The 25,458-nt window shown below is 58.7% G+C and carries 28 protein-coding genes and 1 pseudogene; 13 read left to right on the top strand and 16 right to left on the bottom strand.

What is annotated here, in order from left to right; translation table 11 throughout:
* Nucleotides 1-7: 7 nt before the first annotated feature.
* On the top strand, nucleotides 8-1,075 hold the full coding sequence (locus tag NKJ11_RS19770) for a BMP family ABC transporter substrate-binding protein (RefSeq protein ID WP_023811889.1): 1,068 nt from the start codon (nucleotides 8-10) through the stop codon (nucleotides 1,073-1,075).
* 45 nt (nucleotides 1,076-1,120) lie between these two features.
* Here NKJ11_RS19770 and NKJ11_RS19765 read toward each other — a convergent pair whose 3' ends face one another.
* The 6 genes from NKJ11_RS19765 to NKJ11_RS19740 form a co-directional block, all read right to left on the bottom strand.
* Complete coding sequence (locus tag NKJ11_RS19765) at nucleotides 1,121-2,227, bottom strand: acyltransferase family protein (protein ID WP_352794092.1); 1,107 nt, start codon at nucleotides 2,225-2,227, stop codon at nucleotides 1,121-1,123.
* Nucleotides 2,228-2,326: 99 nt separating this feature from the next.
* The gene (gene rimO / locus NKJ11_RS19760) at nucleotides 2,327-3,640 is read right to left on the bottom strand and encodes a 30S ribosomal protein S12 methylthiotransferase RimO (protein ID WP_013531645.1); all 1,314 of its coding nucleotides are present in this window, start codon (nucleotides 3,638-3,640) and stop codon (nucleotides 2,327-2,329) included.
* A gap of 136 nt (nucleotides 3,641-3,776) precedes the next feature.
* The gene (locus NKJ11_RS19755; protein WP_352794091.1) at nucleotides 3,777-4,439 is read right to left on the bottom strand and encodes a TerC family protein; all 663 of its coding nucleotides are present in this window, start codon (nucleotides 4,437-4,439) and stop codon (nucleotides 3,777-3,779) included.
* A gap of 180 nt (nucleotides 4,440-4,619) precedes the next feature.
* A complete protein-coding gene (locus NKJ11_RS19750; protein WP_032909322.1) occupies nucleotides 4,620-5,027 on the bottom strand; it encodes a DUF930 domain-containing protein in 408 nt (135 codons plus the stop codon).
* Nucleotides 5,028-5,083: 56 nt separating this feature from the next.
* Nucleotides 5,084-5,782, bottom strand: coding sequence for a DUF2161 domain-containing phosphodiesterase (locus NKJ11_RS19745; RefSeq protein ID WP_352750969.1), 699 nt, complete (start codon nucleotides 5,780-5,782; stop codon nucleotides 5,084-5,086).
* Between the two features lie 52 nt (nucleotides 5,783-5,834).
* Nucleotides 5,835-6,248, bottom strand: a complete 414-nt coding sequence (locus NKJ11_RS19740) for a sterol desaturase family protein (protein WP_502905809.1) — start codon at nucleotides 6,246-6,248, stop codon at nucleotides 5,835-5,837.
* A gap of 33 nt (nucleotides 6,249-6,281) precedes the next feature.
* Here NKJ11_RS19740 and NKJ11_RS19735 point away from each other — a divergent pair.
* Nucleotides 6,282-6,683, top strand: a pseudogene (locus NKJ11_RS19735) (isochorismatase family protein); the annotation flags it as partial.
* A 716-nt stretch (nucleotides 6,684-7,399) separates the two neighbouring features.
* On the opposite strand, the gene ku reads toward NKJ11_RS19735, so the two are convergent.
* Nucleotides 7,400-8,224 carry a non-homologous end joining protein Ku gene (ku, locus tag NKJ11_RS19730; protein ID WP_352630724.1) on the bottom strand — a complete coding sequence of 275 codons (825 nt, stop codon included), beginning with the start codon at nucleotides 8,222-8,224 and terminating at the stop codon, nucleotides 7,400-7,402.
* Nucleotides 8,225-9,009: 785 nt separating this feature from the next.
* Here ku and NKJ11_RS19725 point away from each other — a divergent pair.
* Entirely contained in the window at nucleotides 9,010-9,441 is a 432-nt protein-coding gene (locus tag NKJ11_RS19725) for a hypothetical protein (protein ID WP_023811898.1), read from the top strand.
* A 267-nt stretch (nucleotides 9,442-9,708) separates the two neighbouring features.
* On the opposite strand, the gene NKJ11_RS19720 is transcribed toward NKJ11_RS19725, so the two are convergent.
* The gene (locus NKJ11_RS19720) at nucleotides 9,709-10,209 is read right to left on the bottom strand and encodes a metallophosphoesterase family protein (RefSeq protein WP_352442910.1); all 501 of its coding nucleotides are present in this window, start codon (nucleotides 10,207-10,209) and stop codon (nucleotides 9,709-9,711) included.
* A gap of 39 nt (nucleotides 10,210-10,248) precedes the next feature.
* On the bottom strand, nucleotides 10,249-10,425 hold the full coding sequence (locus NKJ11_RS19715) for a hypothetical protein (protein WP_352442909.1): 177 nt from the start codon (nucleotides 10,423-10,425) through the stop codon (nucleotides 10,249-10,251).
* Nucleotides 10,426-11,044: 619 nt separating this feature from the next.
* Here NKJ11_RS19715 and NKJ11_RS19710 point away from each other — a divergent pair.
* Both NKJ11_RS19710 and NKJ11_RS19705 read left to right on the top strand, forming a co-directional pair.
* Nucleotides 11,045-11,353, top strand: a complete 309-nt coding sequence (locus NKJ11_RS19710; RefSeq protein WP_352630714.1) for a hypothetical protein — start codon at nucleotides 11,045-11,047, stop codon at nucleotides 11,351-11,353.
* Between the two features lie 41 nt (nucleotides 11,354-11,394).
* Nucleotides 11,395-12,240: an SIR2 family NAD-dependent protein deacylase gene (locus NKJ11_RS19705; RefSeq protein WP_050592710.1), complete on the top strand. Its 846-nt coding sequence runs from the start codon at nucleotides 11,395-11,397 to the stop codon at nucleotides 12,238-12,240.
* 318 nt (nucleotides 12,241-12,558) lie between these two features.
* On the opposite strand, the gene NKJ11_RS19700 is transcribed toward NKJ11_RS19705, so the two are convergent.
* A complete protein-coding gene (locus tag NKJ11_RS19700) occupies nucleotides 12,559-13,068 on the bottom strand; it encodes a ferritin-like domain-containing protein (protein WP_023811902.1) in 510 nt (169 codons plus the stop codon).
* A gap of 735 nt (nucleotides 13,069-13,803) precedes the next feature.
* On the opposite strand from NKJ11_RS19700, the gene NKJ11_RS19695 reads away from it, so the two are divergent.
* The 5 genes from NKJ11_RS19695 (at nucleotide 13,804) to NKJ11_RS19675 (ending at nucleotide 18,043) form a co-directional block, all read left to right on the top strand.
* The gene (locus NKJ11_RS19695; protein WP_352630712.1) at nucleotides 13,804-14,049 is read left to right on the top strand and encodes a hypothetical protein; all 246 of its coding nucleotides are present in this window, start codon (nucleotides 13,804-13,806) and stop codon (nucleotides 14,047-14,049) included.
* 289 nt (nucleotides 14,050-14,338) lie between these two features.
* Nucleotides 14,339-15,736 (top strand): cytochrome B6, encoded by a 1,398-nt coding sequence (locus tag NKJ11_RS19690; protein ID WP_352794090.1) that lies wholly within the window; start codon nucleotides 14,339-14,341, stop codon nucleotides 15,734-15,736.
* A 53-nt stretch (nucleotides 15,737-15,789) separates the two neighbouring features.
* The gene (locus NKJ11_RS19685) at nucleotides 15,790-16,392 is read left to right on the top strand and encodes a DUF4142 domain-containing protein (protein ID WP_128305829.1); all 603 of its coding nucleotides are present in this window, start codon (nucleotides 15,790-15,792) and stop codon (nucleotides 16,390-16,392) included.
* Nucleotides 16,393-16,576: 184 nt separating this feature from the next.
* A complete protein-coding gene (locus NKJ11_RS19680; RefSeq protein ID WP_128305828.1) occupies nucleotides 16,577-16,870 on the top strand; it encodes a DUF768 domain-containing protein in 294 nt (97 codons plus the stop codon).
* Nucleotides 16,871-17,824: 954 nt separating this feature from the next.
* Nucleotides 17,825-18,043, top strand: coding sequence for a hypothetical protein (locus NKJ11_RS19675; RefSeq protein ID WP_352630710.1), 219 nt, complete (start codon nucleotides 17,825-17,827; stop codon nucleotides 18,041-18,043).
* A 71-nt stretch (nucleotides 18,044-18,114) separates the two neighbouring features.
* Here the strand turns inward: NKJ11_RS19675 and NKJ11_RS19670 are convergent, their stop codons facing one another.
* Both NKJ11_RS19670 and NKJ11_RS19665 read right to left on the bottom strand, forming a co-directional pair.
* Nucleotides 18,115-19,503: a phospholipase D-like domain-containing protein gene (locus NKJ11_RS19670; RefSeq protein WP_352630707.1), complete on the bottom strand. Its 1,389-nt coding sequence runs from the start codon at nucleotides 19,501-19,503 to the stop codon at nucleotides 18,115-18,117.
* Nucleotides 19,448-19,774: a low affinity iron permease family protein gene (locus NKJ11_RS19665; RefSeq protein ID WP_352721459.1), complete on the bottom strand. Its 327-nt coding sequence runs from the start codon at nucleotides 19,772-19,774 to the stop codon at nucleotides 19,448-19,450. The genes NKJ11_RS19670 and NKJ11_RS19665 overlap by 56 nt, the downstream gene beginning before the upstream one ends.
* A gap of 512 nt (nucleotides 19,775-20,286) precedes the next feature.
* On the opposite strand from NKJ11_RS19665, the gene NKJ11_RS19660 reads away from it, so the two are divergent.
* From NKJ11_RS19660 to NKJ11_RS19650, 3 genes are all read left to right on the top strand, one after another.
* A complete protein-coding gene (locus tag NKJ11_RS19660) occupies nucleotides 20,287-20,535 on the top strand; it encodes a hypothetical protein (protein ID WP_352630703.1) in 249 nt (82 codons plus the stop codon).
* 111 nt (nucleotides 20,536-20,646) lie between these two features.
* The gene (locus NKJ11_RS19655) at nucleotides 20,647-20,931 is read left to right on the top strand and encodes a DUF6894 family protein (protein ID WP_352613335.1); all 285 of its coding nucleotides are present in this window, start codon (nucleotides 20,647-20,649) and stop codon (nucleotides 20,929-20,931) included.
* Nucleotides 20,928-21,980, top strand: coding sequence for an NAD(P)/FAD-dependent oxidoreductase (locus NKJ11_RS19650; protein ID WP_352630701.1), 1,053 nt, complete (start codon nucleotides 20,928-20,930; stop codon nucleotides 21,978-21,980). The genes NKJ11_RS19655 and NKJ11_RS19650 overlap by 4 nt, the downstream gene beginning before the upstream one ends.
* Before the next feature lie 836 nt (nucleotides 21,981-22,816).
* Here the strand turns inward: NKJ11_RS19650 and NKJ11_RS19645 are convergent.
* From NKJ11_RS19645 to NKJ11_RS19630, 4 genes are all read right to left on the bottom strand, one after another.
* Nucleotides 22,817-23,134: a hypothetical protein gene (locus NKJ11_RS19645; RefSeq protein WP_352630699.1), complete on the bottom strand. Its 318-nt coding sequence runs from the start codon at nucleotides 23,132-23,134 to the stop codon at nucleotides 22,817-22,819.
* A 1-nt stretch (nucleotide 23,135) separates the two neighbouring features.
* Complete coding sequence (locus NKJ11_RS19640) at nucleotides 23,136-23,372, bottom strand: DUF6894 family protein (protein ID WP_127296098.1); 237 nt, start codon at nucleotides 23,370-23,372, stop codon at nucleotides 23,136-23,138.
* A 19-nt stretch (nucleotides 23,373-23,391) separates the two neighbouring features.
* On the bottom strand, nucleotides 23,392-24,045 hold the full coding sequence (locus NKJ11_RS19635) for a Crp/Fnr family transcriptional regulator (RefSeq protein ID WP_352794089.1): 654 nt from the start codon (nucleotides 24,043-24,045) through the stop codon (nucleotides 23,392-23,394).
* Between the two features lie 405 nt (nucleotides 24,046-24,450).
* On the bottom strand, nucleotides 24,451-25,326 hold the full coding sequence (locus NKJ11_RS19630; protein ID WP_128305823.1) for an MBL fold metallo-hydrolase: 876 nt from the start codon (nucleotides 25,324-25,326) through the stop codon (nucleotides 24,451-24,453).
* Nucleotides 25,327-25,458 lie beyond the last annotated feature (132 nt).

Below are 25,458 nucleotides of genomic sequence, written 5' to 3'. Positions count from 1 at the left end.
TAACACGATGAAAAAACTGCTTATTGCCCTGATGACCACGACCGCCGCCATGTCGCTGGCAGCGACGGCCGAGGCCGCGGACAAGCTGAAGGCCTGCTGGGTCTACACCGGCCCGATCGGCGACTTCGGCTACTCCTACCAGCACGACCAGGGCCGTCTCGAGGTGGAGAAGGCGCTCGGTGACAAGGTCGAGACCGCCTATCTCGAAAACGTCTCGGAAGGCCCCGATGCCGACCGTGCTTTCGAGCGCCTGGCACGCGAAGGCTGCAAGATCATCTTCGGCACCTCCTTCGGCTTCATGGACCCGGAAGTGAAGGTCGCCAAGAAATTCCCGAAAGTGATGTTCGAGCACGCCACCGGTTACAAGACCGCTGACAATCTCGGCATCTACAATGCGCGCTTCTACGAAGGCCGCTACATTCTTGGCCAGATCGCCGCCAAGGAATCGAAGGCAGGGGTCGCCGGCTATATCGTTTCCTTCCCGATCCCCGAAGTGGTGATGGGCATCAACTCCTTCATGCTCGGCGCGCAGTCGATCAACCCGAATTTCAAGGCCAAGATCGTCTGGGTGAACTCCTGGTTCGATCCGGGCAAGGAAGCCGACGCTGCCAAGGCGCTGTTCGACCAGGGCGCCGACATCATCGTCCAGCACACCGATTCCACCGCTGCCCTGCAGGTGGCCGAGGAGCGCAAGCTGAAAGGCTTCGGCCAGTCCTCCGACATGATCAAGTTCGCGCCGAACGCGCAGTTGACCTCGCTCACCGACGAATGGGGTCCCTATTACATCAGCCGCGTCCAGGCCGCGCTCGACGGCACCTGGAAGCCGGACAATGTCTGGCTCGGCATCAAGGACGGCGCCGTCAAGATGTCGGCCTACACCAACATGCCCGACGACGTGAAGGCGATGGCCGAAGCCACCGAAAAGAAGATCGCCGGCGGCTGGAATCCCTTCACCGGACCGGTTGCCAAGCAGGACGGCACGCCGTGGCTGAAGGATGGTGAAGTCGCCGACGACGGCACGCTGCTCGGCATGAATTTTTATGTGAAAGGCGTCGACGACAAGCTGCCGAAATAAGCAGCGCGAGACATGAGACGGAGGGGCGCCGCGAGGCGCCCTTCTTCATTCGGCGGGCCGGGCGCCGGCAGAGGGGCGACGAAACCGCGTTCGTCCGGCATCGACCGCGCGGCCGAGCCAAAACCTGAGCAACCGCTGTACCGGTTGTTCGCAGGTGCGCCAGATCGCCCACGAAATGAAAAGCATGAGCACGACGCAACCAAGAGCGGCAATCCATTTGCCGACAAGGGGCGTTGCCGCATTGATGGCGAGATAGCCGATGTCCTGGTGCAGCAAATAGAGCGGATAGGTCAGCCCGCCCAGCGCCAGAGTGAGCCCCGATGCCCTGACACGGTCGCGCAGCAGCACCGCGCCGATCAAGGCCGCGTGCATGACGACGTTGGCGACGACGAGATTGGCCGAGGCAACGGCAATGCCGTAGTGGCCAAGTATCCAGTGCTGCGTCACCGATAGCGTTCCGCAGGAGATCAGGAACGCGGCGGCAAGCAGCAGCAGGGCCGGCACAGAACGGCCATGCGAATGGATTTGGTGGACCAGCACGCCGGCGGCGAAGAACGGGCCGAACTCGGTGAGGAACAGCAGCCTGGCTCCGCCGCTGCCGATGAAGAACTCGTTCAAGGCCGAGATCGCCAGCCAGATGAAGATCAGCTCCAGCTTGCGTTTCTGGAAGAGCCCGGTGAACAGGGCCAGCGTGATCCATCCGTAGAACACCAGTTCAAGCACGATCGACCAGTAGACGCCGTCCATGAAGGGCTGGCCGAAGGCCGGCGCGAACATCGACAGATTGGCGGCATACTGAACGAAAGAGGCCGAAAGCAGCGGCGACCCGACAAGGAAGACAATCGCGAAGGTGATCGTCATGCAGAACAGAAAACCCGGATAGAGGCGAACGAACCGCGCGATCGCAAACTGATCCCAGTTCCGGTTTTCCGCCGACCAGGCAATGACGAAACCGCTGATCAGGAAGAACAGGTTGACGCCGAGATAGCCGTAGAGGGCGAATGGTGCGGCAAGCGGATAGCCTTGCGCAAGGTAGCCTTCGGCGGCAGCGCCGCGAAAGAAATAGTGGAAGAACACGACGGCAAGTGCTGCCGCCAGCCTGAGCAGGTCCAGCGTCGCGATGTAATTTTGTTCCGCAGGTCTGGTGTTCATCCGCATTTCCCGCATCTACGGTCCACAAACCATAGAGCGGATCGCGGCTGCGCGGGTTAAGACGGCTGAATTATCGCCAGATGTAGTAAATACGGACCGTCAGACCGCCGAACCATAGAGGTCATAGGCATCGGCACGGTCGATCTTGACGGTGACGATGTCGCCTTGGCGCAGCGGGCGGCGCGACTGGATGTGCACCGAGCCGTCGATCTCGGGCGCATCGTATTTGGTGCGGCCCTTTGCCGATGTGCCGTGCGCCTCGTCGATCAGCACCGGTAGGCGCTTGCCGACCTTCCTGGCCAGCTGCGTCGCCGAAATCTTCTGTTGGCGCTGCATGAAGCGATGCCAGCGCGCCTCCTTGATTTCCTGCGGGACCTGTTCAAGGCCGAGATCGTTGGAGCGGGCGCCGCGGACCGGCTCATATTTGAAGCAGCCGGCGCGGTCGATCTTGGCTTCATCGAGCCAGTCGAGCAGCATCTCGAAATCGTCGTCCGTCTCGCCGGGGAAGCCGACGATGAAGGTGGAGCGGATGGCCAGATCAGGGCATACCTCGCGCCAGCCGCGAATGCGCTCGAGCGTCTTTTCGCCGTGTGCGGGCCGGCGCATGTTCTTCAACACCTGCGGCGAGGCATGCTGGAACGGAATATCCAGGTAAGGCAGGATCTTGCCCTCGGCCATCAGTGGGATGACGTCGGCGACATGCGGGTAGGGGTAGACATAGTGCATGCGCACCCAGATGCCGAGCTTGCCCAGTTCCTCCGAAAGGTCGAGGAATTTCGCGCGCACTTCACGGTCGCCGAACATCGACGTCTGGTACTTGATGTCGATGCCGTAGGCGCTGGTGTCCTGCGAGATGACCAGAAGTTCCTTGACGCCAGCCTTGGCCAGTTTCTCAGCCTCGCGCAGCACATCGGCCGCCGGCCGCGAGACGAGGTCGCCACGCAGTGCGGGAATGATGCAGAAGGTGCAGCGGTTGTTGCAGCCTTCGGAAATCTTGAGATAGGCGTAGTGGCGCGGCGTCAGCTTGACGCCCTGCGGTGGCAGGAGATCGATATAGGGGTCGTGCGAAGGCGGTGCGGCCTCATGGACCGCAGCCATCACGCTCTCATAGGCCTGCGGCCCGGTGATCGCCAGCACGTTAGGGTGCTTTTCACGAATGACGTCCGGCTCGGCGCCCAGGCAACCGGTGACGATCACTCGGCCATTTTCCGAAAGCGCGGAGCCGATGGCGTTGAGCGACTCGTCGCGGGCGGAATCGAGAAAGCCGCAGGTGTTGACGACGACGAGGTCGGCGCCGTCATGCTTGCGCGCGATTTCGTAACCTTCGGCGCGCAGGCGCGTGATGATGCGCTCCGAATCCACGAGGGCCTTCGGGCATCCAAGACTGACAAAACTCACGCGGGGAGCGGACATAAAGGTTTTCCGGGCTTTTCAGGATTGCCGGCGCAGTACCACACTTATTGCGGCATTGGTATGGGCAGGCCCGCGATGCGGCAAAACGCACGGCGGTCTTGCTTCCACTGAGTGAAGATGCCGATGTCCGCCAGCCTCAGCCGACCGCACCGTTTACATGCGGCCAGACCTCCACCGCGCCACGATAGACCATGTCCACAGCCACATAGAAAATGATCAGCAGGCCGACATAGGCAATCCAGCGGTGGCGATGCAGCAGCTTGGCAATGAAAGTCGCGGCCAGCCCCATCAGGGCGATCGACAACACAAGGCCGATGACCAGCACCGGAAAATGATCGCGCGCCGCTCCAGCCACCGCCAGCACGTTGTCGAGCGACATCGACACGTCGGCGACGACAATCTGCAAGGCAGCCTGGCCAAGGGTCTTGCGCTTCGTCTTGCCGGCGACCGCCTGGTCGCTGTTGAGGTCCGAATTCGACAGTGCCTCGGTCGCTTCCAACTCGTCGGCATGCGACGTGCGCAGCTCGCGATACATCTTCCAGCAGACCCACAGCAGCAGGATGCCGCCGGCCAGCAGCAGGCCGACGATCGCCAGCAGCTTGACGGTAATTGCGGCAAACCCGATGCGCAGCGCCGTTGCCGCCACCACGCCGAGAAGAATCGCCTTCTTGCGTTGTTCGGCAGGCAGGCCGGCCGCGGCGAGGCCGATGACGATCGCATTGTCTCCGGCCAGCACGAGGTCGATGGCGATGACCTGCAGCAGGGCGGTCAGACTGGCAGCGCTGAAAAAAATGTCCATCGACAGGAAGCCCTTGCTGATTTTGCCGAGTGTTCGTCGATTATCCAGAGGCCCTAACTTGGTGGTCCCCTGGCGTCAAGGGATCACGCGTGGCTGCATCACCGAAGCATCGTCACGTCAAGCCGGATCCAAGGCTCGCGGCACTCGCCGACAGCCAGGCAAACCATGGCAGATCACAAATCAATCGTAGAGATTGTACTTTGCCCAGTCGGCTTCTGGAATCTCGTCCCCGATCCGGTAGCGGAGCTGCAAAACTTCCATATGGTCCGGCGCGGTCTGGCACTTGAATTTCAGCCGGTACCACTGCCCCTTGCTGCGAAACGCAGCACCTGGGCTCTTGATTGCATCGGCACCCATCTCGGGCGTGGCGAAGGCGTAGGCGACGACGCGATCGGCTTTGAACTTGCGATCGTCATGGGTGATGCGGTCGAGCACTTCGGCATCGCAACGCTGTTCAAGACGGGTTTGGGGATCGAGTTTCATCAGACCGGCGCGCAATGCATTGTCCATTGCGCTGGCTGGAAAACTCAGTGTCACTGACGCCAAGGCGGTCATGCAGAGCTTCTTCATGGGCGGGACAAGCAACATATTTTGTCGGAGAAATCAACCGAGAGGACCGCCGCGAGCGCCGCCGGAATCTTCAATCATATGGCCGGTGCGTTCAAAATTGCGTGTCGGGATTCGTCGTGCGACGCCTGCGGCCAACGGACCAAAGAGGCACGGCCGGCATCGGTGAGATCGTAAAGGCCGCGGTCGACGCGCGCGAACCAGCCATAAACATTGTGCTGCAGTATCTTGGGCGCGATCGGCGTCACCGCCTTGAGATCACGCGGTCGCCTGGGTCCGTCCACCATGGCGGCAGCGCAGGCGAGGGCGCTTTGACGATAGGCCGTCATGATCGGATTGCGCGATCCTCCTCCGGCAACGGGATCGCCGCGACGGCGCTGGTGCTCGTCAACCAGACGAGAGCGCCGGCGGGCATTCTTGCGCGGCGCCAGCGCGATCGGGCTGAGAAGCACCTCGACCCGGTCCGTCGCGGTCACACCGAGCAGGCCGAAGCCAAGACGGCGGCAGAGATTGCGAAATCTGGCGTCGCTTTCGCGGCCCTTGCCGCGGGCCGACATGCGCGCGGCCAGCCACACCTCGTCGCAGGCCGCCGCGCGATCGACACCTTGCAGCACCAGTTCAAGATTGAACTGCAGCTTCAACTCGCAGATGACGACAACCGGCGGCTCCCCCTCGCGCAATGCAACAACATCGCAGCCGTCGATCTCGCCTTTGACGACAAAGTCGAGGCTTTCGAGGAACCGCTTCACCGGCGCATAGAGAGACGTCTCGTTCATGCCGCAGGGTTTAGCCGATTCGACGCGAAAAGCCTTCCCGTGGTTCGGCGTTCTACGGCCCGAAAGCGGATCGGGGTGGATACCGCACCGTCGGGCCAGCTGTCAGGCTTCGGTGTTCGGCACCTGCCCGGTTCGGCAGCTTCCTACGGCGCAGGGGCGGATAGCCGATCTGACCGAAATAGGTGGAAGGGATCGGATCGTCGACGCCGTACTTGTCCGGCACCTTGTCACCGGTGGGATTGTAGGTGCCGAACAGCATGTCGAGGAAAGGCAACTGCCCGGCGAAGTTCTTGTCATAGGCTTCGCGCTGGTTGGCATGGCGCCAGCGATGGAACTGCGGGCTGGCGATCAGCCACTTCAAGGGGCCGAACGGAATCCGCACGTTTGAATGCACAAGCAGCGTATGTCCAAGGTAGATAGTCGAAAAGACGGCGATCGAGGCTTCCGAGAAGCCGAGGAAAAAGATCGGCGTCAGCGATATCGCCTTTGTGACGATGGCGACCGGACGTTCATCAACACCTGGGAAGACAGGAAGGTCGTGAACGCGGTCAAGGCGACCGGCCGCAGGCAGCTCATCATCGCCGGCCTGTGGACCGAGATCTGCGTCGCCATGCCGGTTATCCAGGCGTTGGGCGAAGGCTGGGACGTCACGGTCATCGCCGACGCCTCGGGCGGCACGTCGGTCGAAGCGCACGAGGTCGCCATCCAACGCATGATCGCGGCCGGCGCAAACATGATGACCTGGCTGGCGCTGGCATCGGAGTGGCAGCGCGACTGGGCGCGTACCGAGCACGTCGGCGAGCTGACGGAAGTGCTCAAGCAGCACGCCGCTGGCAGCGGCATCGCGTACCTCTGGGAGCAGCAACTGCTCAACACGCCTGTGCCGAGCACCGCCGGCTGAACTGGGCGGGGTGACGAAAGCGTTGAGCGATCCAGCGCCAACATGCTGAGCCGGGTCACCCCCGCCCACGACGAGCCGCCTGAATGCAGGGCGGCCGGCCGTCATCAACGATCACTTCCTCCATCCATTGGCCGCGACTACAGTCGGCGCAGCCTGGCTATCTATCGCCTCATTGAAAGGACCATGGAGATGTTCGGCGGAGCGCTTCCGAGAGGAAATGGACGTCATCTATCCGAACTTCAAAGTCAGCCTGACGCAACAGGGCGCTCGTGATCGATGACCTCGCAGTTCGGATATATCGACTTGGAACAGAGGACCTTGCAACCAATCGACAACCCGCTGGGCACGAGGTTGTCATCATGTCTTAGGTACAAACCGCTACCCATGTCTCCGGGCTGGACAATTCGACGTCTGGCGGAGGAAGTGGGATTCGATTCTTGCCTCCGATCCAAGCAAATCAAGAAATCTAAGAATCGATTGTTACACAGCATGTTACGCGCCAGTCAGACGGTGCGGACACGAGCGCGGCCCTTCCCGAAAATGCTAGTGGTGAATCTGTCTAGCGAGGCAACGGAGCAGTGCACGGTGCCGTTTGCGAAGGCCCTGAGGGAATGATCGTGGAGAAAGGCCGCCTTCAGGATCAGCTAGACGCGCTCAAGGCTCCGCTTCTCGGCAAGCGATATGGATGAGCAACGAACGAGTGCCGGTTCCAGCACCTAAGCTGATTTGCGGCTATTGGCCTTTGGCCGATCTTGGCCGAGCCCTTCCTTGGCGAGGCTCTTTCGAAGAACTGAGGCCAAGTCGACCACGTTCTCCTTGGGTTTCGGTACCGGTTTCGGGGGTTTTTTGCCCTTGCGCTTGGCGTCAATCATGGCAATCAACGCGTCCTCGTAGGTGTCCTCGAATTTCGAAGGATCGAACTTTGTCACCTTCTTGTCGATGAGAAGCCCCGCGATTTCGAGCAAATCCGAATCATATTTTGCGCTCTTCACATCGTCGAAGACGGTGTCTTCCGATGTCATCTCATTGTGGGTCCGTAGCTCGGTCAGCAACATGCCTTTTCCAAGGGGCTGTATCAACACTTCGCGCCCGCGCTGATAGAGTACGACGCAGGAGCGTGCCGCAACGCGTTTCTTGGCCATCGCATCGCGCAGGACGGCAAAGGCCTCCAGGGAGGCGCCGTCTGCCGGGATCAAGTAGTATGGTTTCTCCAGATAACGTGTGTCGATCTCGGCAACCGGAACGAAGGAATCGACGTCAAGTGTATGCTGTGACGTCAGCTTCAGTTTCTTTAACTCGTCCGGCTCGACGTGGATGAAATCATCCTTGTCCGCCTCATACCCTTTGATCTGATCCTCGGCTTTGACAACGTCGCCAGTCTCTTCATCGACATAGGCGCTTTTAACGGGTAAACCGTCCTTGCGGTTCAAAATCTTGAAGTCGATCTTGGTTGCCTCGCTTGTGGCACCCACTATCTTTACCCCGCATGACACGGAACCGACCCTCAGAAAGCCCTTCCAGACCGCGCGTGGCGCCACCATGCCGTTTCTCCTAGACGTCGATCCGGCACAACGTCAGGCACACGGTTCTGTTCCTCAACGTTGGCAGTACCCTCGCCAATGTTAGTTATTCTTCACGGTAGTCCAGCAGCTTTGCATGGCGCAGTTTTTCTTCGCCCTTCAGAAAAACTTGACCCGGCCGACCAAGCCTGGCTTGATTCTCTCGGCCTTGTCTTTCTTTAAGCCCTTCGGCACGGGACGCCGATCTTGCCCTGCACGCGCTCCGAAAGGCTGTTGAATATGCCCAGCAGCAGGTTGATAGGCCGGCTCGATGTAGGTCCAGTTTTGGGCTTATGCGAATGTCCGCAAAGCGCCCTCATTCCTGTCGTTTGGGTTGTGTGTTTGCCGGCCTGGAAGCGGACATCGATTTTGTCAGAAATGGCGGACGCGCCGAACCGCAAAGCAGGTCTTCTTTTGGTTGGCTCAAGCTACGTGGAAGGGGCGCCTTGTCGGCCTTGTGCCTGTCTCAAGATCCAATTCACTGGATTACAGTGGCCTCCATGCCGATGAAATGAAACGCCAACCCCAAAGTTCCATAAGGCGTTACTAATTTAAATTGTTGTTGTGGGCGGGTGGCGAGCTGTTCGTTCTGAACGGCTTCGGTCTGATTTGGGATGAGATATCGTTTCGCGCGCCGGCGGAGCAATGCGCTGTTTTTGTCATTTCGCAATCCATGTCGGGCAAGTGGCCGCCTTACCGGCTCTTGTCAGTGCGTAGGCGCGCGATAGTTTTTGTGGGGAAGGGACTTCGATCAAAAGGAGCCGACGATGGAACACCAAACTCTAAGTCAATTGCAGACAATTGCAGAAGTAGAACCCCTCTCGACATACCCGATCATGACCCGGCAACAGCGTATTGAGCGCTGGGCAGAGTTGCTGGCACAACATCCCGAGCGACGCCTGAGAGCCCTTACCGGCACTGAGTATCTGAAGCGGGAAGCCCGCGACGCAGCACGCGGTGAGGGCTCGCCAATTACAGTGGCCTTCGAGGACCCGCTACTGCGTGCGTTAGGCCTGAAGGATGACACCTATGGGGAAGCAAAGCGCTTCTTCGAACTGTCTGACGGTGAGTTGCATGACATCGTCTGCAGTTGCCATGTCGGAACCACGTTCAGAGGGCAGTGGGCTGCCGCTAGAGTCCGCCGGTCGATTGGAGGGAACAGGTTTCTTAAGTGGCTTAGAGAGAGAATGTGGCACTGAGATCGCCAAGGACGGCGATTGAAGCTCGTTTCAAGCGAGGTGGATGAACGATTGGGCGCCAGTGGCGCGCCGCCGGGGTGACGACGGGGGTCGGCGCCTGTCCCAAAGGTTGTGACGGCTGTGCAGACGGGTGGGGCGCTCCTCGGTCCGGTTTACTCGCGGTGCGTTCCAGGCAAGGCTGCAATACCCCAGGGGCAGGATTTCTGGATTCCTGTTTGCGGCTAGCATCACCACGTAAAGACGTCGATCGTTCGACCATCTGCTGCGCTAACCTCGGCGGCGCCGCCTGGCCTGTATGGCAGCAAAAGTGACTGGGCGAAAATCCCAGGCGTCTACGCCGACGTCGTGCTGGCGCGTCATCGGCTTCAGCCGGCCATGAGAATGGCCGTGCAGGTTTATCGATTTCTTGCCGATCTGGTTCCAGGTGCGGAACGGGTAGTGGCAAAGAACCAAGAAACGGCCCTCGACAGTCAGCTCCTTGTAGTGTTGCACGCTAGCCCAAGCCGAAGCGCGGAGCGTTACCACGCCGTCGTTGTTGCCGATGATGAGGTGCTTGGTGCCGTGGAGGCAGGACAGCAGCGAAGACACTGTCTCGGCCGATCCCCTGGCAAAGTCGCCGAGGTGCCAAACCTCGTCGTTTGGAGCAACAGTCTCGTTCCAAAGTTCAGTCAGTGCCTGGTCATGCGCCGCCAATGAACTGAAGGGGCGGGGGTCGAGCCGCAAAATGCGGGGATCGTTGAAATGCGTGTCGGAGGTGAAGAAGATCATGCGCCGCCGCTGGCTGAGACGAGCGCTCGACGAACGCTTCTAAGTTCGCTTGCCGGAGTGCCTTTTGGGTCCATCATCGATCCTGATTTGGGCTTCCCTGAACATCTTGAGTGCCTCTTCCTTGGTGAGGCCGCACTTGCGCGCAAAGTAGAGCGCTTCGATCGCTTTTTCACGATCCGCCGTGGCTTCTGTGTGCTGTTTGGGCTTTTTACCCATCGTTCTCTATCACCTTTGATGCCACCGAACCATCACCGTGCCGGGTTGTTCCCTCCATCGGATCTGCTGACCTGCCGAGCGCGGCAGCCTGATGTCGTCGATAAAACGAGATCCCGAGACCTTAGCAGGCATCAGCTTGGTCGTTTCTATATGGCCCATCCCGGAGGCACAGTCGGAGCTTTAAAGTTGCCGAACGCCTTGCAACGGTTGCTTTTGGCTACGAGCGGCACGCGGCCGGCATCTTTTGCCGAAGGCGGCTCGGCCTGCGCGTGGCTACGGTGAACGGTACTTCAACAGCCCTGAGTTCGGATGTGGTATTCCGGTTCCATCCGCGAGTTTTCCCGCGCATGGCTCGCCGGCAGACACGCTGGGTGGCTCCCGCTGAAGCCTTGCCTCTACCTTGCAAGCTTGCCATGGCGATCCGGAACCTCGAGGCATGTGGAGAGTTGTCCAGCAGCCCAGCGGAGATCCAAGCCATGGCGCCACCAGATGCCGATCCCGGCGCCGCCGCGCAGCCGAAGCGCTCTGGCAAGCGGCAACCCCATCACCGGCACGGCACAACGCCTCCGGAGCAGGATTATCTATCGACGGGCTTCCAATGATATGAAGGACATGGCCCATGAACGTCGCCAACCTGCAATTGGAAGGTTTGCTCATGGCGGTCGCGGCCGTTAATAACGCCTTGGTCCGCAAAGGCCTTCTCTCTGTCGATGATATCGACACGGCGTTGAAAAACGCGGAAGCCTCGTTCACGGTTGATGAGCGCCTCTTCGAGGATATGTCGCCGGCTAACCGCGACGCAGTGTGTTTCCCTTTGCGTCTTTTGCGGCTGGCTAACACCAAGCAGTTCGAAGCGAGTGTGCCACCGTTTTCCGAACTGGCCAGGCAGGTGGGGATCACCAAGCAGCCTAACAACGACCAGATGTGAGGGAGGAGGGTCGACCTGCGCGGGTGGCCTCAAAAGACTTGATGAACGATGACCCTGTAGATTCGCTCGCCAACGCAATTCGCCATCGCAGCGCAATTCTGTTTGTTGGGGCAGGGGTGTCGATCAGTGTTGGACTACCCTCCTGGGAGAAGCTGATAGAGCGAATGGCAAAGGAGCTCGGCGTCGACGACGAATTTTCCACGCGACGCGATCGCTTTCAAACCCTGGCCGAGTACTATCGGATCAAGCATGGCAGCATCGGGCCACTTCGCAGTTGGATGGACAGAAACTGGTCCGTCCCCAAGGACCGGATCGAGAAATCCGAGTTGCATCGTCTCATCGTGAGGCTCGACTTCCCTGTCATCTACACAACTAATTATGACCGGAACCTAGAACTGGCTTATGAGATATACGGCCGGGACTACGTGAAAGTGGCCAATGCACGCGATGTAGCGCAGGCCCGCCAAGGCGTTACCCACATCGTCAAGTTCCATGGTGATTTCGACGAGGATTCGTCCCTCGTCCTCACCGAAACGGACTACCTCGATCGCCTGTCCTTCAATTCTCCGCTGGACGTGCGTTTTCGCTCGGATGCACTCGGCAGCACGATCCTCTTCATTGGCTATAGCCTTTCCGACCCAAATATTCGGTTGCTGTTGCACCGTCTCTGGCAGACGTGGCATCGGTCCGGCTATGAGAAAGATCGCCCGCCCTCGTTCATCCTCATGACCAGCCGAAACCCTGTGGAGGAGGCCGTTCTTGGGCGTTGGGGCATTTCGGTCGTCGTCGGCGAAATCGACGAGCCGCAAGCTGCTTTGATGGACTTCCTCAGCCGGCTGGCGGAGATGGTTGGGGATGGGGAAGTGTCGCAAAACAGCGAGCAATAGGAACTATCGGGGTAAACGGCAGTTCGGCGAGCTCTCAAGAAACGGCCGCATAGCAGAGAGCTCCGTCCGGAATTTCAATGTTCAATTCCGGCCCTCAACATCTTGCCGCACATGACGTGCTTCGCCTGGCTCTTGAGTAAGATGGAGATGTCCTTGGCTCGACCTGCATGTCGGGATGCTAAATCGCGGCACGGAGAAACTGACGAAAACTGCCTTTCCTTCGAAGTGCCTTTCACACCGGTAACGCCTCAACCTCAATGCGCGTTGCGCCGAGCTCGGCGCAACGCGCGATCTCTTATTCGGCAAATGACCGACCGATCAACGCTTGGCGTTCTCACTCTCCGAGTCGGTCCGCGCGAGGAACTGTTCGGTTGTCGCTGGAATATGGCTTTTCAGCCAGTCCGCCATCGCGACTTCCTCACGCAGGTTCTCTTCGCAGACCTGGGCGACCTCTGCTTCACCTAGCGATTTGGCAGCGGCGATAAGGATTGTGTAGGAGGCGATTTCCATGTGCTCGAACGTGTAGCTTGCAAGCGATCCTTTCATCACTTCGTCACCGGCGAAGACCCCACTGAGCGACTGCGCCATTGCCGTCAGCTTGCCGCCGGCATCCTTCAATGTGGAAGATCCTTGTCCGATGCGGTCGAGACAAGTTTCCAGCCGAGCAGCCTGCTGTCTGGTCTCCTGAACGTGCTGGCGAATCCGGTCGCTGAGCTCAGGATAGTTCTCAATTCGGTTCAGCTGCCCATTCAACATGGTCTCGGCCTGCTCCTCCATAGCGTGAGCATCCCTAAGCCATTGGACAAGCCATTCGCGCGATTCTGACATTTTTCATTCTCCTTCACGGGTCGGCCAGAACTTTCAAAGGGAGATATTGTTCCTCATCGGTTGAGCTGCGGCCTCGGCCTGTATCGCGAGCCTTTTGCTGGTCGGCGCTGGATTCAGGCTCCTGGACCTCGGGCGATGGGCATTGCCGCGGCGCTGAAACGCATTCTGCAGAATGACCGAAGCTGTTGCCGTCACCGCGTTCGGCGATGGGTATCTCTAGAGTTTCGTGTCGGCTCGTATTCTGCTGCCACGCTGCCATGTGTCAGGCCAAGCTGTGTCTTGCCCGAACTGTCTGCATTTACCGTTTATCTTGCGAAAAACAGCTCGTTGCTGATGCGCCTCAGCGTGGCCCCAGGTTCACCAGCGGAGATCTTGTTTTCACGATGGAACGTCACGGGAGATCTATTCACGATGGAACGTCACGGCGTTTCGCAGGTTGGTAATGGAATTTCGCAGCCAAGGAAACGGGCCATGACTTCTTCAGACAATTCTTCAGTTGGCATATCACCCCGCCCCGAAAAATCGGAAAAATCGGGCGGCAGGACCCCGCCAAAGCAGGCGACACCTTCACCGGCCGCAGAGAAAACCTCTGGAGCAGGTCCTGCGATCGCCGAGCGTTCGAAAGACGCCAAGGCGCCCAGAGGCGGTCGTCAGCCTGGGGCTTATGTCAAGGATTAGACGGCCGTGCGTTTAGTTTCGGCTGGCCGCTACAGTCGAAGCGAGGAGGAGGTTCTTATGCAGATGATGGAAATTGTCGTCAGCCGAGACCAGGCACCGGTCGTGGAATTCCGCGGGGAGGGAGGCGAGTGTATTACAGTCACCCTGCAGGCCGGGCATAGTCTTCCCGACGACGAACTCATCGCAAAGGCCAAGGCTATGATGGTTCAGGTCGCTCAGTTCGGGATGGACCAGGTCAAAAGCGCAGTCACGTCTGATGGGTCGCCAACCGATGAGGTTATTCAATCCGAACTGTCGGGATAGAATAGCTTCGCAGGGTTACAGGGCACCAGTCGATCGGCGGGCGTGCAGTCATCAGCCAGAAAATGGCGAGATCGCGGGCAATAGTTCGAGCAGCACAATCGTGGTCCGCGTTCAGGCACGCAGATCGACGCATCTCCAAAACAGCGACACCGGTGATCACCGAGAAGCCGAGCGTGGGACGATCATGCGTTGCGTTGTCCAGTCGGCGGCTGATCGGCTTTTTCCAAAGCTCGGGAACAAAGCTGGCGCGCACTGGTTGGGGTCAAATTCAACGCTGTGGGGAGGAGATATGTCGCGTATCTTCAATCTTGGTTTGCCAGTCCTGCTTGGGGCTGCGACATTCGCGCTCAATGTTGCTTCGGACCCGCTGCCGCCGGATTTGACATATCGTCCATTGCCAAGCTTGCCTTTTTCCGCGGTCAAGGAGACTGACGAAGCGCAAAAACCGGCAGTGACACAACGGCAACGCGGCCTGCTTGAGAGACGTTACGATCTGGCTGACCGGCCGATGCGGGGCGTCATGATGTCGGGCGGGCGCAAAGCTGTGCAAGAAGGCTCGCGAGTGAAACTGCCGGCAGGCGAAACCTGGAGCAGCTTGGCAGCGAAAACTCCTCAGGAAATTCGTGATCGTGGTCTGTTGCCGCAAGGTTTCCTGCCGTTGCCGCACGTCAAGCAGGCCACTGGAGGTCAGGTCTTTCCTGAAAGTCAGATAAGAGAGATCGGCGCTGATGAAGGACGGGATCTGCGTCGCTTCGATGTCGATTTCGACCTGCCGGATTATCTTACGCCGGAATTTCCACCTCCAATATTTCTCACCACGCACCCGGAGCTTGGCGATGTGTCGCGAGGTGATCTGCTGACGATACGCAACTTCTATGAATACATGAACGGCATCATCACGCCCGTGCAGATGGAAGGGCTTCGTCTGCTGTTGACGCCATTTCCGCAGGAGGAATTCAATCAGACCGAGGACAGGAAGGTAGCGATGCAAAGCACGGGTGTGGCGTGCCTCGATTGCCATTCCAATTTCCACACCAACGCGGCGTTTCACCTTACCCAGGACGTGCGGCCGCAAGCCGAGCGCTTCCGGCTCGACACGACCAGTCTGCGCGGCTTGTTCAACCAGCAGATCCACGGGTCCAAACGCTCGCTGCGTTCCGTGGAGGACTTTACGGAGTTCGAACAGCGCACTGCCTATTTCAACGGCGATCACGTGAGCGCCACCCGCAAGGGCGTGAATCTGCCGGATCGGCCCAACCAGGTTGCGATGATGGCGCAGATGCAGAACATCGTCGATTTTCCGCCGGCACCGAAGCTCGATCCGTTCGGACGACTTGACCCGGCTGCCGCCAATGCGCTGGAGATCAAGGGCGAGCAGGTGTTCATGGGAAAGGGCCGCTGCGGCGAATGTCATGTTCCAAGTCTGTCCTTCATGGACAACAACATGCACGATCTGAAGCTTGAGCGATTCTACAAAGTTGGCCAGACGTTCAACGATCAGGTTGCCATACCGGATGGACCGATCAAGACCTTCACGTTGCGCGGGATCAAGGATTCTCCGCCCTATCTTCATGACGGCCGCCTAATGACGCTGGGCGATACCGTAGAGTTCTTCAACCTGGTGCTCGGAACGAAGCTCGACCAATCGGAAAAGGATGCATTGGTGGCCTATCTGCTCACGCTCTAGAGCACCGGGGAAACCGCGGCCGAAGGTTAATTCGGTACTGAATGGAGGACATCATGCGTGCTGCCGTAATGACAGTAGCCCTGGCATTGTCGCCCTGCTGTGCGCTGGCGCAAATCGGCAATCCAGCCGGCCTTGCTCCCGATACGAGTATGGAGAAGCCTGGAGTTCCAGCACCGCATCAGACGAATTATCAGGATCGGCTTTTCGCCCAGCTGATTATGGTAGGCGGCAGGTCCGAGATAGAGCTAGGTCGGCTCGCGGCTGGAAAGACAAGTCACGATGGGGTTCGGGAATTTGCAAATCGGATGGTCGATGATCACGACAAGGCCAATGAGCAGCTGAAATCCGTGGCAGATAAAAGCAAAATTCCACTTCCCGAAGGGCTCGACCCAGATCACAAAAAAATCCGTTCCGATCTCGAAAAACTCGACGGCACCGCGTTTGAGCTGGCTTACCTGGGAGCGCAGATCGTCGATCACCAAAAGACGGCGCAACTCCTGGCTTGGGAGATAGGCTCGGGCGAGGATGCAGCGCTTCAGCGCTTCGCCTCCGAAAAGCTGCCGACGGTGCTGGAACATCTTGACCTGGCCCGCGCATTGCACGCGAAGCTGGCGGGGCAGGCCCTGTTTGCGCCGGATGCGCAAAAGACCAAATGAAGCGGCCGGTCCATGTGAACCCCTGAAAGTTCAGGCTGTCTTCCATGAATGTCAGCGCACGAGCGTCTTTTCGTAAGATGATCAGCCAAGCCTATCCTGAGCATAGCCCTTGCTGATTGGGAAAGTGACGGCATGGCGGAACTTCGGATCGCCGCCGCGCTTAACCCGGCGGAGGAGTTATCAGATGAACGCGACCAAAGAATTTTTTGAAAACTGGCTGCAGGAGAATGTCGGCACTCTGGCTGGCGAAGAGGAAGTCAGCTTCGCCGTGCTGGCCCAGCAATTCGAGCAGGATGCCGAAGCGGCCGGTTATGGTCGCGAGGTGCGTGAGGACGAGCTTGGAAACATTGAAGATGCGATCGAGCAAGCACTAAAGAATGCCGGAACTGGGGTGCATGGTGGCGTCGACGGCGAAGCCAGCGATGTGGCAGCCGTCATGGATGCGCTGGAGGTCGAAGATGCCAAAAGCGGGCCATAGGTTTTATCAGGTTAGCTCTATTCGTTTGTCGAAGTTGTCGGGGTAGCCCTATGGAGCAGTTTCGCAAGGACATGGCCGCCTTGGCAGAGCCGGCTTTCTGGGTGTCGATAGGTTTGCTTCTTGTCCCGTATGCGCTTGGAACCGTGCTCCTCGTCTGGACTTGCGGCTGCCTGTAAGGTTGACTGCAGACACACCCGGTAGTGGTTCAACGACCCTAGCGCCGAATTCCCTGCAATGCCGAGCTTATGCGTTTCCGCGGGATCCCTTGCTGCAGCAAAGTCTGAACCATCGCGTCGCGAGGAAAGTTCATCGTAGACACCTGCGGCATCACGCCGTTTGGACAACCTAAAGACCGACAACGTGTTCCAAGCGTGAAATCAGCTATGAACCTGCCTCGAGCAGTCCCGCTGCTCATTCGCGCACCTGCAAGGTGGGTCGTTATCAATCGCTGGACGCGAGTTGGCAAACGACGCCAGGCTCGGATCGCATGCCTTGGGATCCGCCGCTGCATCCGAAAATAGCCCAGCAACTTGCGAGTTGGCTGGGAACACTTCCGCCATTTCGAAGTTGGGCCCGCATAGGAGAACCGAGATGGCCATCCCACGAGCGGACAACGACAACCACCTGCGCAAGAAGCCGGCTCATGCAGGCAAAAGCTCCGCCAAGAGGACGATAGACCAGGTTAGAGCACGACCCGGGTACAAAATGGCACCGCGGGCGATAAGAATTAAGGCGAGGCGCTGAGATGCCGCGGACCAATGATGACGGTCGCAACGAGAAGACCACATCAGCTGCAGCACTCATTGTCGACAAGGAACGTGCTGAGCGCGCCGCCAAGACGGCGCGGTTGAAGGAGGCTCGCCTCGCACAAGCCATCACGCCCGGTCCCAGCCAACGCAAGCCGCGTGTCACCAAAAGGTTCGCAGGATTTTTGTTGCTGGCTAGGAGGTGTCCGTGACTCGCAATCACGACAAGGAAAGATACGACCGCGCCAAACGTATCAGCCAACAGATGCTGGACGCTGAACGAGCCGAACGCGCCGAGAAGACGGCGCGGCTGAGACAAGCAAGGCTTGCACAGCATCTGGTGGAGTCGTCGCCGGCGCAACCGCAAATTCATCGAAATCCATTCAGGCTCTCAAAAAGAGAAGCCGTAAAGCGGCGCGGCGTTTAACTTCGACCAAGAGCGTCTATCAATACCAATCGCGAGCAATCGCGGGGACTTTGCATCTCCGCACCTCGCCATTAAAGCTGGGAGCGAAACCTGCTCGCAAAGTAGTCGGTGACCTTTTCGCTTAGCGGACGAGCTTGCCATTCTTCCACACTGACCTGCCTTGATCGTTTCAGGTCCTCGTTGAAAACGTCTATTTGCGTCCGCGCGAATTCCATGCCGTAGACATTCAGAGTGGCCTCATCGTTGAGGCGCAAGGAACGCTCATCCAAATTAGCCGAGCCAAAGCTCACCCAGACATCGTCGACGATCAAAAGCTTCGGATGGTACATTGTGGGTTGAAACTCAAAGATGCGCACACCGGCCTTGAGCAATTCGCCCCAGAAGTAACGTGAACCCTTTCGCACTATAGGCACATCCGTCAGCCAATTGGGAACGATGATATCGACCGAGACGCCTCGCCTCCTTGCATCAAGAATCTGCTGCAGGGCTATGTCGTCCGGCACGAAGTAGGCCATGCCGATGCGCAGATGGTCCTTGGCCGCGGCTATTGCCGCCAACATCATCAACTCCATGTTCTCCGAGCCGTTTGGCTGCGAAGAAAGTATTAGTTGGGCATCGAGCCCACCAGCGGGCGCAACTGCAGGGTAGAACTTCGCGCCCTGCAATGTCTCGCCGGTCGTCTCCAGCCAGTTTTCGGCGAACGCCGCCTGGAATGCGGCCACGGCGGGTCCTTCGATCCGGTAGTGCGTGTCGCGCCATTCATTTGAGTTGCGTGCGTTCCCGCGCCAATTATCGGCAATGCCGACCCCGCCAGTGAAAGCGACCCGGCCATCGACGATCAGCAGCTTGCGATGAGTTCGGTTGTTTACACGGTCCAACGTATACCAGCGTAGCGGCCGATAGCGTTCGAACCTCACACCGGCCGTGGTCATGATGTGGATCAAGTCCTCGTCGAAGGGAAGGCTGCCAACCCCGTCGACGTTCACGCGGACTTCGACGCCTTCGCTGGCCTTGGCCGCCAATGCGATTGCGAACTCGTAGCCGATGGCTCCCGACCAATAAATATATGTCTCGATGTCGACGCTGGATCGAGCCGCCCCGATTGCTTGCAGCATTGACGGAAATATTTCGTCCCCGTTGATGAGAGTTTGGACCGCATTGGAGCCGAACATCTGCCCTTGCGAATAGCTGCTCATCGTCTTGGAAAATTGGGGATCCGTAGCGTCGAACCGATGGGGAACGATTGATCGTAGAACGCGCGACTCTGGAGTGAGATTTATGATCAACACCGTGAGCAGGCTGGCGATGGTGGCAATGGCCAGATAGATGAGCACCTTTCGCCAAAGCTCAATACCGGAGGTCTTCTTGCGGGCGCCTGACGCAACGGAACCGAAAGGCTGCACGTCAATCGCCCCGCTGCCGGCGATGGCGATGTTTTTCGATCTCCTCGGGCTCTTCATCGTCGATCCGCGTGATGTTTGAAGCCGCGTGATCTGACCGCAGAATCTCGTCAAGCTTGGCGTGGATCGCTTGAGTGTCGCGGTGCTCCGCGCGCTGGATGAACAGCGTCATCGCCCAAGTAAACAATGTAGCGGCTCCATGCCAATCCAAGCTCTGTCGCTCGAAAATCATCCAAAGGATTGCATAGGCCAGCAACACCAGGAACGCTGCGGGACGGGAAGTCAATGTGCCGATTGAGGTAAGGGCGCTCGTGACCGGATGATTTGCCATTCCAAAGAACTCGCGGCAGTGCCCCTGGTTCCGCGGGGCATTATATCCCCCCGCCATGAATCAACAAAAGGTACAGTTGAGCAGCGCACGCTTTCCAGGTGTCCTGCGTCGGCCCTCCCACATGCCATCCGGCATCGAGAACGGTCTCGATTTGGATAGTCTCGCCAAGCGTTCGGTTCAGCAAACGCTCATATCGGCGACGAGGCGATTTGGATTCAGCCGCTTCGGCACCTGCGGTTGCGCTTGGTAAATTCTGCTGCACGTTGTGCCCCATCAATCGCGCCGCGAAGAGTTATAGTCGCTGGAGTATAGGGCTTCGCCGTCTACACCCTTGCGCGAGGTTAAGCGATGAATGGGCCGTGGGGCGATCTTCACGCATGAACAACGGCCGAGTGCATCATAGTTTAATGACAGCTGGTGGGCTGTGCCGCATAAAGCCGTGGTCAGCGGCTGTGTAACGGGTTTCGCTGCTTGGAGCGACTATCGCACTCTCGCCCGTTTGGAGGAGCCTGATGCTTAACCGACCCATCCGCATGAACACAGAAGCTCTCTACCCCAGTGACCTGAATATCCTTCGCGCGGCATTTGACGCGCTGTGCCAGGAATTTGCCATTTTGCCTGACACGGCGGCGGCCTATGCCGTCGCAAGAGAGTTGATCAGGCTGTTCCAAACAGGAATGACGGAAGCGGCCAAGCTGATGATTGCCGTGCGCGCACGTTGGCGGGACGATTGGGAGATGGGACGCAGCAACGCTGCCTGACGTTGGATGGTCATGCGAACACCATCCGCTGCATCCTTTTCGACACCGCCGCGTTGACCGTCAAACCTGCCAGAAATGGCCGATCCGCTGGCACACCGACTGGAGCAACCGATGCCGAAATTTCGCTTCGAGTTTATCGAAGGCATGTCGCAGCCTGCAATCTTCGCCGATATGGCTGATCGAGATGAGGCTGTCAGGGAGGCGAAGCGCGTTGCCAAAGAGGCCATGCTCGACGGAATTGTCGACGGCGTGGACCCGACCAGTTGGGTGACGAAGGTTTACGATGAGGCAGGCTATCTCGTCGCCACTCTCGGATTCCAGGATCTGGTCGCCGCGCCCAAGGATACGGAAGAGTTCAAGGAAACAGAGGAGCCTGGCGTCTTACGGTCGGGTTGAAGTCTGGTGTCTACGCTGTTGCCATCGAGCCAGATGTCCCGAAGACCGCCCTTGGAACATCGCACGAACCAAATCGTTCGCCGGTGATGCGCCCAACCATGCACGATAGCCACGTCAGTCGACCGGCCGCCGAGACCCAAGATGTCCTGATCGTCGGAGGCGGGCCGGCAGGACTGACCGCCGCTCAATATCTTGCCCGTTTTCGCCATCGCGTGCTGGTGATCGATGCCGGCGATCCTCGTGCCGCCTTGATCCCAACGAGCCATAACTGTCCTGGCTTTCCCGAAGGGATAAGTGGAGCCGATATCCTGGATCGCCTTCGACGTCACGCCACCTTGTATGGAGCCACTCTGGTTGGAGGGCAGGTCTATTCCCTCGCCCCTGCCTATGGAGGGTTCGTCACTGAGACCTCGATTGGCGCAATCCGGACACGCAAGGTGTTTTTGGCGACAGGGATCACCGACACGACACCCGTCATTCCGCGTCTACGCGAGGCAATTGCCGCAGGTGTCATTCGACTCTGCCCAGTATGCGATGGGTATGAGGCGATCGACCAGAAGATTGCGGTCGTCGGGCACGACGTGAGAGCCTTGAAAGAGGCCATTTTTCTCAGTCGGTTTACACCGCTCATAACGATGCTTGGAAGCGACGCATCCGACTTTTCGCTCAGCACTCGTAGTGCGGCGAGGGCAAGAGGCATAGTCATCGGTGACGCTCTCGACACGCTCTGTCCGGCAGCAGACGGCTGCGAGGCGATTTTGAAAGATGGGACTTCATACCGCTTCGATGCCATTTATCTGGCACTCGGATGCAAGGTTCGTTCTCAACTCGCCGAGGCCGTTGGCGCAAGATGTTGTGAAGACGGCTATGTCACAGTCGACGAGCATCAGCAGACTTCCATCCACGGCATGTACGCCATCGGTGACGTTGTCAAAGCGTTGAACCAGATAGCCGTCGCTTTTGGACAGGCTGCCATTGCCGCGTCGCATGCCCATAGAGAGCTGGAGAGCGCCGAGCGGACTGGATTTGCAGATCAGCCTTCTCAATGAACATGAGACCACGCGGCTGATCGGGATGTCGGCCGCTTGACGGCGCGTCGGAACGTCTCGACCCCGGCCGACAAGAAGTTGCCGCGCCCTGCAATCGCAGCAGATGATCCCGCCAACAGTTACAGCCGCGGAACATTCACTGCGGCACGAGGTTTGGCTGCAGGCCTACAATCCTCCCTCATTGTCTGGGCCTTGAGGCTGCCGAAGCAGCTTCGGCCCGTCTCGGCTTTGTCCGGGGCGGGCTTTCCATCTAGGAAGAGGCTTTCCGGATGTAGTTGAGGCAGATCACGCCGTAGACCGATAAAAGGCCGTTGCTGGTTCGAGCGGACGCCATTTTGTTTGCCTCCCGAGAACACGTGGAACATTCTTTCTCGTCCAGCGTTAGCGCGCGCCGGACGACCTGTTCTGCGATCTCTTGCTGGCCGGCATCAGAGGTTGCAACCACAGCTTCAGCCCGCCTCGGCCCCTCTCGAGACGGGCGGCGCGCGGAGTTGAGATGCGATGCATAGAGACGCCTTCACGCCATCAGAACTTGCCCTACTCAGTCGCGTCTTCGCACGCAGCAAAATCAAAAACGAAACCGCAACCGAGAGGGAACGCCGGGCATCACGTATTCTGGCCTACTACCAGGCGGGGATCACGGACGAGGATGAGTTAGAACAGCTTTCTCGCCAACCGCTGGGAAGGTGACGATTAGTCTTCCTTCTTCAGAGCTTCCGCCTCGTCTTTGAGCTTCGGCCAATCGGCGCCGTGCTTGCGAAGCAGCGTTCGGGCCTGCTTGGGGTCAATGTCCGTGAGCTCGACCAGATGTTCGACCTCAAGTTCCTGGCCTTTCGCTACCCGGCTTGCTTCGTTCGCTTTTCGTTGCACTTCGACACCCACTGCTGAGACAACATGAACGAGCGCCGAAAGTGCGCGTTCCAGAACTTCATCAAAAAATACGCGACACCGATTAAAATCAGTCGGGTTGGGCCAAGTATCGGACGGGCCATGGCCTTCTGCTGTGCCTTGCCGATTTCTTCCCTGCGGGGAACCGAAGCTTGCCTGTAGGTCGCAAATGCGGCGACATCTTCGTGCGACTGTCCGATCACGCGGCGTTCGGGTTTATGTGCCGTCGCTCGGCAGCTTTCTGACGCGGCAAGTCCGGTGCGCACGTCACCTCATCAACTTGATCTGCAGCGAGATGCTCAGCCTCAGAATCCTGTCGCCGTTTTCGTTCCGCACTTCAACAAACACTTGCTGCCCGTCCACCTCAGTGAGTGCATCTCTCGTAAGGTCGATAAGGCCCTCGAAGCCCACGCGGCGCACCTCCTCCAAACCGGCACATTCGATGCCGATTTGGTCCTCGAAGACCAGATCGTGATCGCCACTATCAAAGAAAAATCGTGCCATGCGAGAGCTTCCGTCACCACTAAACTGCAGGGTTCCTTTGGTGCAGGTAGGTCGTGTCGAAATCACCTGCATGAGTGAGGCCAAGCCAATCCAGAACATGCACTCTTGATCCTGTGGTGGCGATGAGGCCTCTACGTCGAAGTTCCTGAAGCATTCGGTTGACGTGGACTGTGGACAAGCCCAATGCATCGCCAAGGGCTGCCTGGGTAATGGGAAGATCCGCGACGTGATCCTGGATGCGTCCAACCGAGCGCAAGCGAAAAATCAATTCGCACAATATGTGCGCCATGCGCGTGTATGCCTCGCGTCTTCCCACATTAGTGACCCATTCCCTGTAAATAGCTGCATCGATCAGGGTCGACCGCCAAAAAGCCGTCGCGATTCGAGGATGCTGTTCGCAAACGGCGCGAAGAGCGTCATGTCGTATGAAGCCCAGTCTAGCTGCTGTGAGGGTCGTAAAATTGCAATCCATGACCGACAGATGCAGTCCGTGCAGATCCGGAATATCCCCAGCCACAAAGAAGGATGTAATCTGGCGTTTGCCGTCGCCGGTAAGTTTGGTGGAACCGAGCAGGCCATCCAAAACGACAAACGAACTGACAGGACGGTCCCCCTCACGCACCAGGTCGTAGTTGGGCAAAAAATCCTTCTCCTGGATCGGGATGCTCTTCAAAACGTCGATGTCGGTCTGTCGAACATCCTAGATGCTCAGGAGTTTGCGGATAAGTACATCCGAGGATGAGGTGGGAGACAAATTTGCTACCTAGCTTATGTTATTTATCGAACTTGCATTCGCGCTGAAAGTTCCGTGACATTACAGAGCGGCGGCGGAGAACGGTGATTGGACCGCCGCACAATCGAACCCGCAGTTATGCCGCCCATAGGGGAGCCTGCGGAGCCACGCATTAACCTATGACATGGGCTGTGTTCGAAATTGTCGCTGAGAAAACCATTGGCGCCAATTCGGCAAGGCTTTGACGTCCGCAACGGAACATATGCCCCAACTGGCGCTACGAGGTTGTTCCGCCGAGACAATCTGCAAGCAACTTGGAGCGGCAATACAGCTCCTGGCGCTCCGCTAAGCTCCGCTATTTGAAACAGTGGCTGGCTCACGCACGAACTTCATCCGCGGCGGCACGGCGAATGCCGTGAACCGCTCAGCCAGTCTGTCGAGGGCTTGGCGCATGCCAACTCCCGCAGCTGGCGCTCCGTGTCCGCTGATCACCATCTGCGGCTTCAGCGCAGCCAGTTGTTTCACGGATTTTTCCGCCGCATCCCAATCCGGTGTGAAGTAGCGCGGTGGACCATGCATCTCCAAGTCCTGAACGGCGACTTCATAGACCGACTCCTGACCCGTGGTGATGAAGGCGTCCCCAGCGATCAGCGAGCGGTCTTCTTCGCGCCAGAGAGAGACATGCCCCGGCGCATGCCCGGGCGTGTGCAGCCAGCGCCATCCGGGCATGCCGGGGACCGATCCGTCGGCCGGCAAGAGTTGCAGGCGATCTCCGAGATCGATTGGGCCACGAGGAAAGAGTGGCGAAAGCAGCGCTATCAGGCCGCCCCCCACCCAAGGATCAGGCGGTGGATAGGACCCGGTTCCGTCCAAATAGGGACGCTCGAGCGGGTGCGCGAAAACGGGCGCATCCCATGTGCCGGCCAGATCCACAACCGCTCCCACATGGTCGAAATGGCCATGGGTCAAGATGATCGCGGCGGGCCGCGCGCCGGCTCCAAAGCGCTTTTCCGCGACCGCCAGGATGCTGCTTCGCGACGTCGGCAAACCCGTATCGATCAGGACCCAGTTTCGATCTCCGCTGCCGGGAGCGCCGAAGAACACGACATTCACAATTGTCAGCCGCAAATAGGCCAAATCCGGCGCGATGCTCCAGACGCCGTCGCCACGATCCTCGCGCCTGGCATGGTCGATGTCGGAAAGTCGAATCTGAACGGTCATGCTGTTCCCTGCCTCCGTTGTAACCGCTGGACAATCGATGACGGCTCGGTCCCGAACTTGCCTCGGCGCACCTTGTTCCCTGGCTCCTGTCTGCTCCACCGGCTCGGTGGGCTCGATCGGGGAACAAAGGCT

Source organism: Mesorhizobium sp. M0243, assembly GCF_040321775.1.
In the GTDB taxonomy this organism is placed as follows: domain Bacteria; phylum Pseudomonadota; class Alphaproteobacteria; order Rhizobiales; family Rhizobiaceae; genus Mesorhizobium.
Note: the sequence above shows the minus strand (reverse complement) of the source record. Positions and strands in the feature narration are given on the sequence as shown.

What these genes read in the sequence shown, in the direction of transcription:
- NKJ11_RS19640 (WP_127296098.1), bottom strand. Translation starts at nt 23,372, where the DNA reads ATGGCACGATTTTTCTTTGATAGTGGCGATCACGATCTGGTCTTCGAG.
- rimO (WP_013531645.1), bottom strand. Translation starts at nt 3,640, where the DNA reads ATGTCCGCTCCCCGCGTGAGTTTTGTCAGTCTTGGATGCCCGAAGGCC.
- NKJ11_RS19750 (WP_032909322.1), bottom strand. Translation starts at nt 5,027, where the DNA reads ATGTTGCTTGTCCCGCCCATGAAGAAGCTCTGCATGACCGCCTTGGCG.
- NKJ11_RS19725 (WP_023811898.1), top strand. Translation starts at nt 9,010, where the DNA reads ATGGAACACCAAACTCTAAGTCAATTGCAGACAATTGCAGAAGTAGAA.
- NKJ11_RS19630 (WP_128305823.1), bottom strand. Translation starts at nt 25,326, where the DNA reads ATGACCGTTCAGATTCGACTTTCCGACATCGACCATGCCAGGCGCGAG.
- NKJ11_RS19770 (WP_023811889.1), top strand. Translation starts at nt 8, where the DNA reads ATGAAAAAACTGCTTATTGCCCTGATGACCACGACCGCCGCCATGTCG.
- NKJ11_RS19745 (WP_352750969.1), bottom strand. Translation starts at nt 5,782, where the DNA reads ATGAACGAGACGTCTCTCTATGCGCCGGTGAAGCGGTTCCTCGAAAGC.
- ku (WP_352630724.1), bottom strand. Translation starts at nt 8,224, where the DNA reads ATGGTGGCGCCACGCGCGGTCTGGAAGGGCTTTCTGAGGGTCGGTTCC.
- NKJ11_RS19665 (WP_352721459.1), bottom strand. Translation starts at nt 19,774, where the DNA reads ATGGCAAATCATCCGGTCACGAGCGCCCTTACCTCAATCGGCACATTG.
- NKJ11_RS19755 (WP_352794091.1), bottom strand. Translation starts at nt 4,439, where the DNA reads ATGGACATTTTTTTCAGCGCTGCCAGTCTGACCGCCCTGCTGCAGGTC.
- NKJ11_RS19695 (WP_352630712.1), top strand. Translation starts at nt 13,804, where the DNA reads ATGCAGATGATGGAAATTGTCGTCAGCCGAGACCAGGCACCGGTCGTG.
- NKJ11_RS19700 (WP_023811902.1), bottom strand. Translation starts at nt 13,068, where the DNA reads ATGTCAGAATCGCGCGAATGGCTTGTCCAATGGCTTAGGGATGCTCAC.
- NKJ11_RS19685 (WP_128305829.1), top strand. Translation starts at nt 15,790, where the DNA reads ATGCGTGCTGCCGTAATGACAGTAGCCCTGGCATTGTCGCCCTGCTGT.
- NKJ11_RS19680 (WP_128305828.1), top strand. Translation starts at nt 16,577, where the DNA reads ATGAACGCGACCAAAGAATTTTTTGAAAACTGGCTGCAGGAGAATGTC.
- NKJ11_RS19660 (WP_352630703.1), top strand. Translation starts at nt 20,287, where the DNA reads ATGCTTAACCGACCCATCCGCATGAACACAGAAGCTCTCTACCCCAGT.
- NKJ11_RS19715 (WP_352442909.1), bottom strand. Translation starts at nt 10,425, where the DNA reads ATGGGTAAAAAGCCCAAACAGCACACAGAAGCCACGGCGGATCGTGAA.
- NKJ11_RS19655 (WP_352613335.1), top strand. Translation starts at nt 20,647, where the DNA reads ATGCCGAAATTTCGCTTCGAGTTTATCGAAGGCATGTCGCAGCCTGCA.
- NKJ11_RS19710 (WP_352630714.1), top strand. Translation starts at nt 11,045, where the DNA reads ATGAACGTCGCCAACCTGCAATTGGAAGGTTTGCTCATGGCGGTCGCG.
- NKJ11_RS19765 (WP_352794092.1), bottom strand. Translation starts at nt 2,227, where the DNA reads ATGAACACCAGACCTGCGGAACAAAATTACATCGCGACGCTGGACCTG.
- NKJ11_RS19690 (WP_352794090.1), top strand. Translation starts at nt 14,339, where the DNA reads ATGTCGCGTATCTTCAATCTTGGTTTGCCAGTCCTGCTTGGGGCTGCG.
- NKJ11_RS19670 (WP_352630707.1), bottom strand. Translation starts at nt 19,503, where the DNA reads ATGAAGAGCCCGAGGAGATCGAAAAACATCGCCATCGCCGGCAGCGGG.
- NKJ11_RS19720 (WP_352442910.1), bottom strand. Translation starts at nt 10,209, where the DNA reads ATGATCTTCTTCACCTCCGACACGCATTTCAACGATCCCCGCATTTTG.
- NKJ11_RS19705 (WP_050592710.1), top strand. Translation starts at nt 11,395, where the DNA reads ATGAACGATGACCCTGTAGATTCGCTCGCCAACGCAATTCGCCATCGC.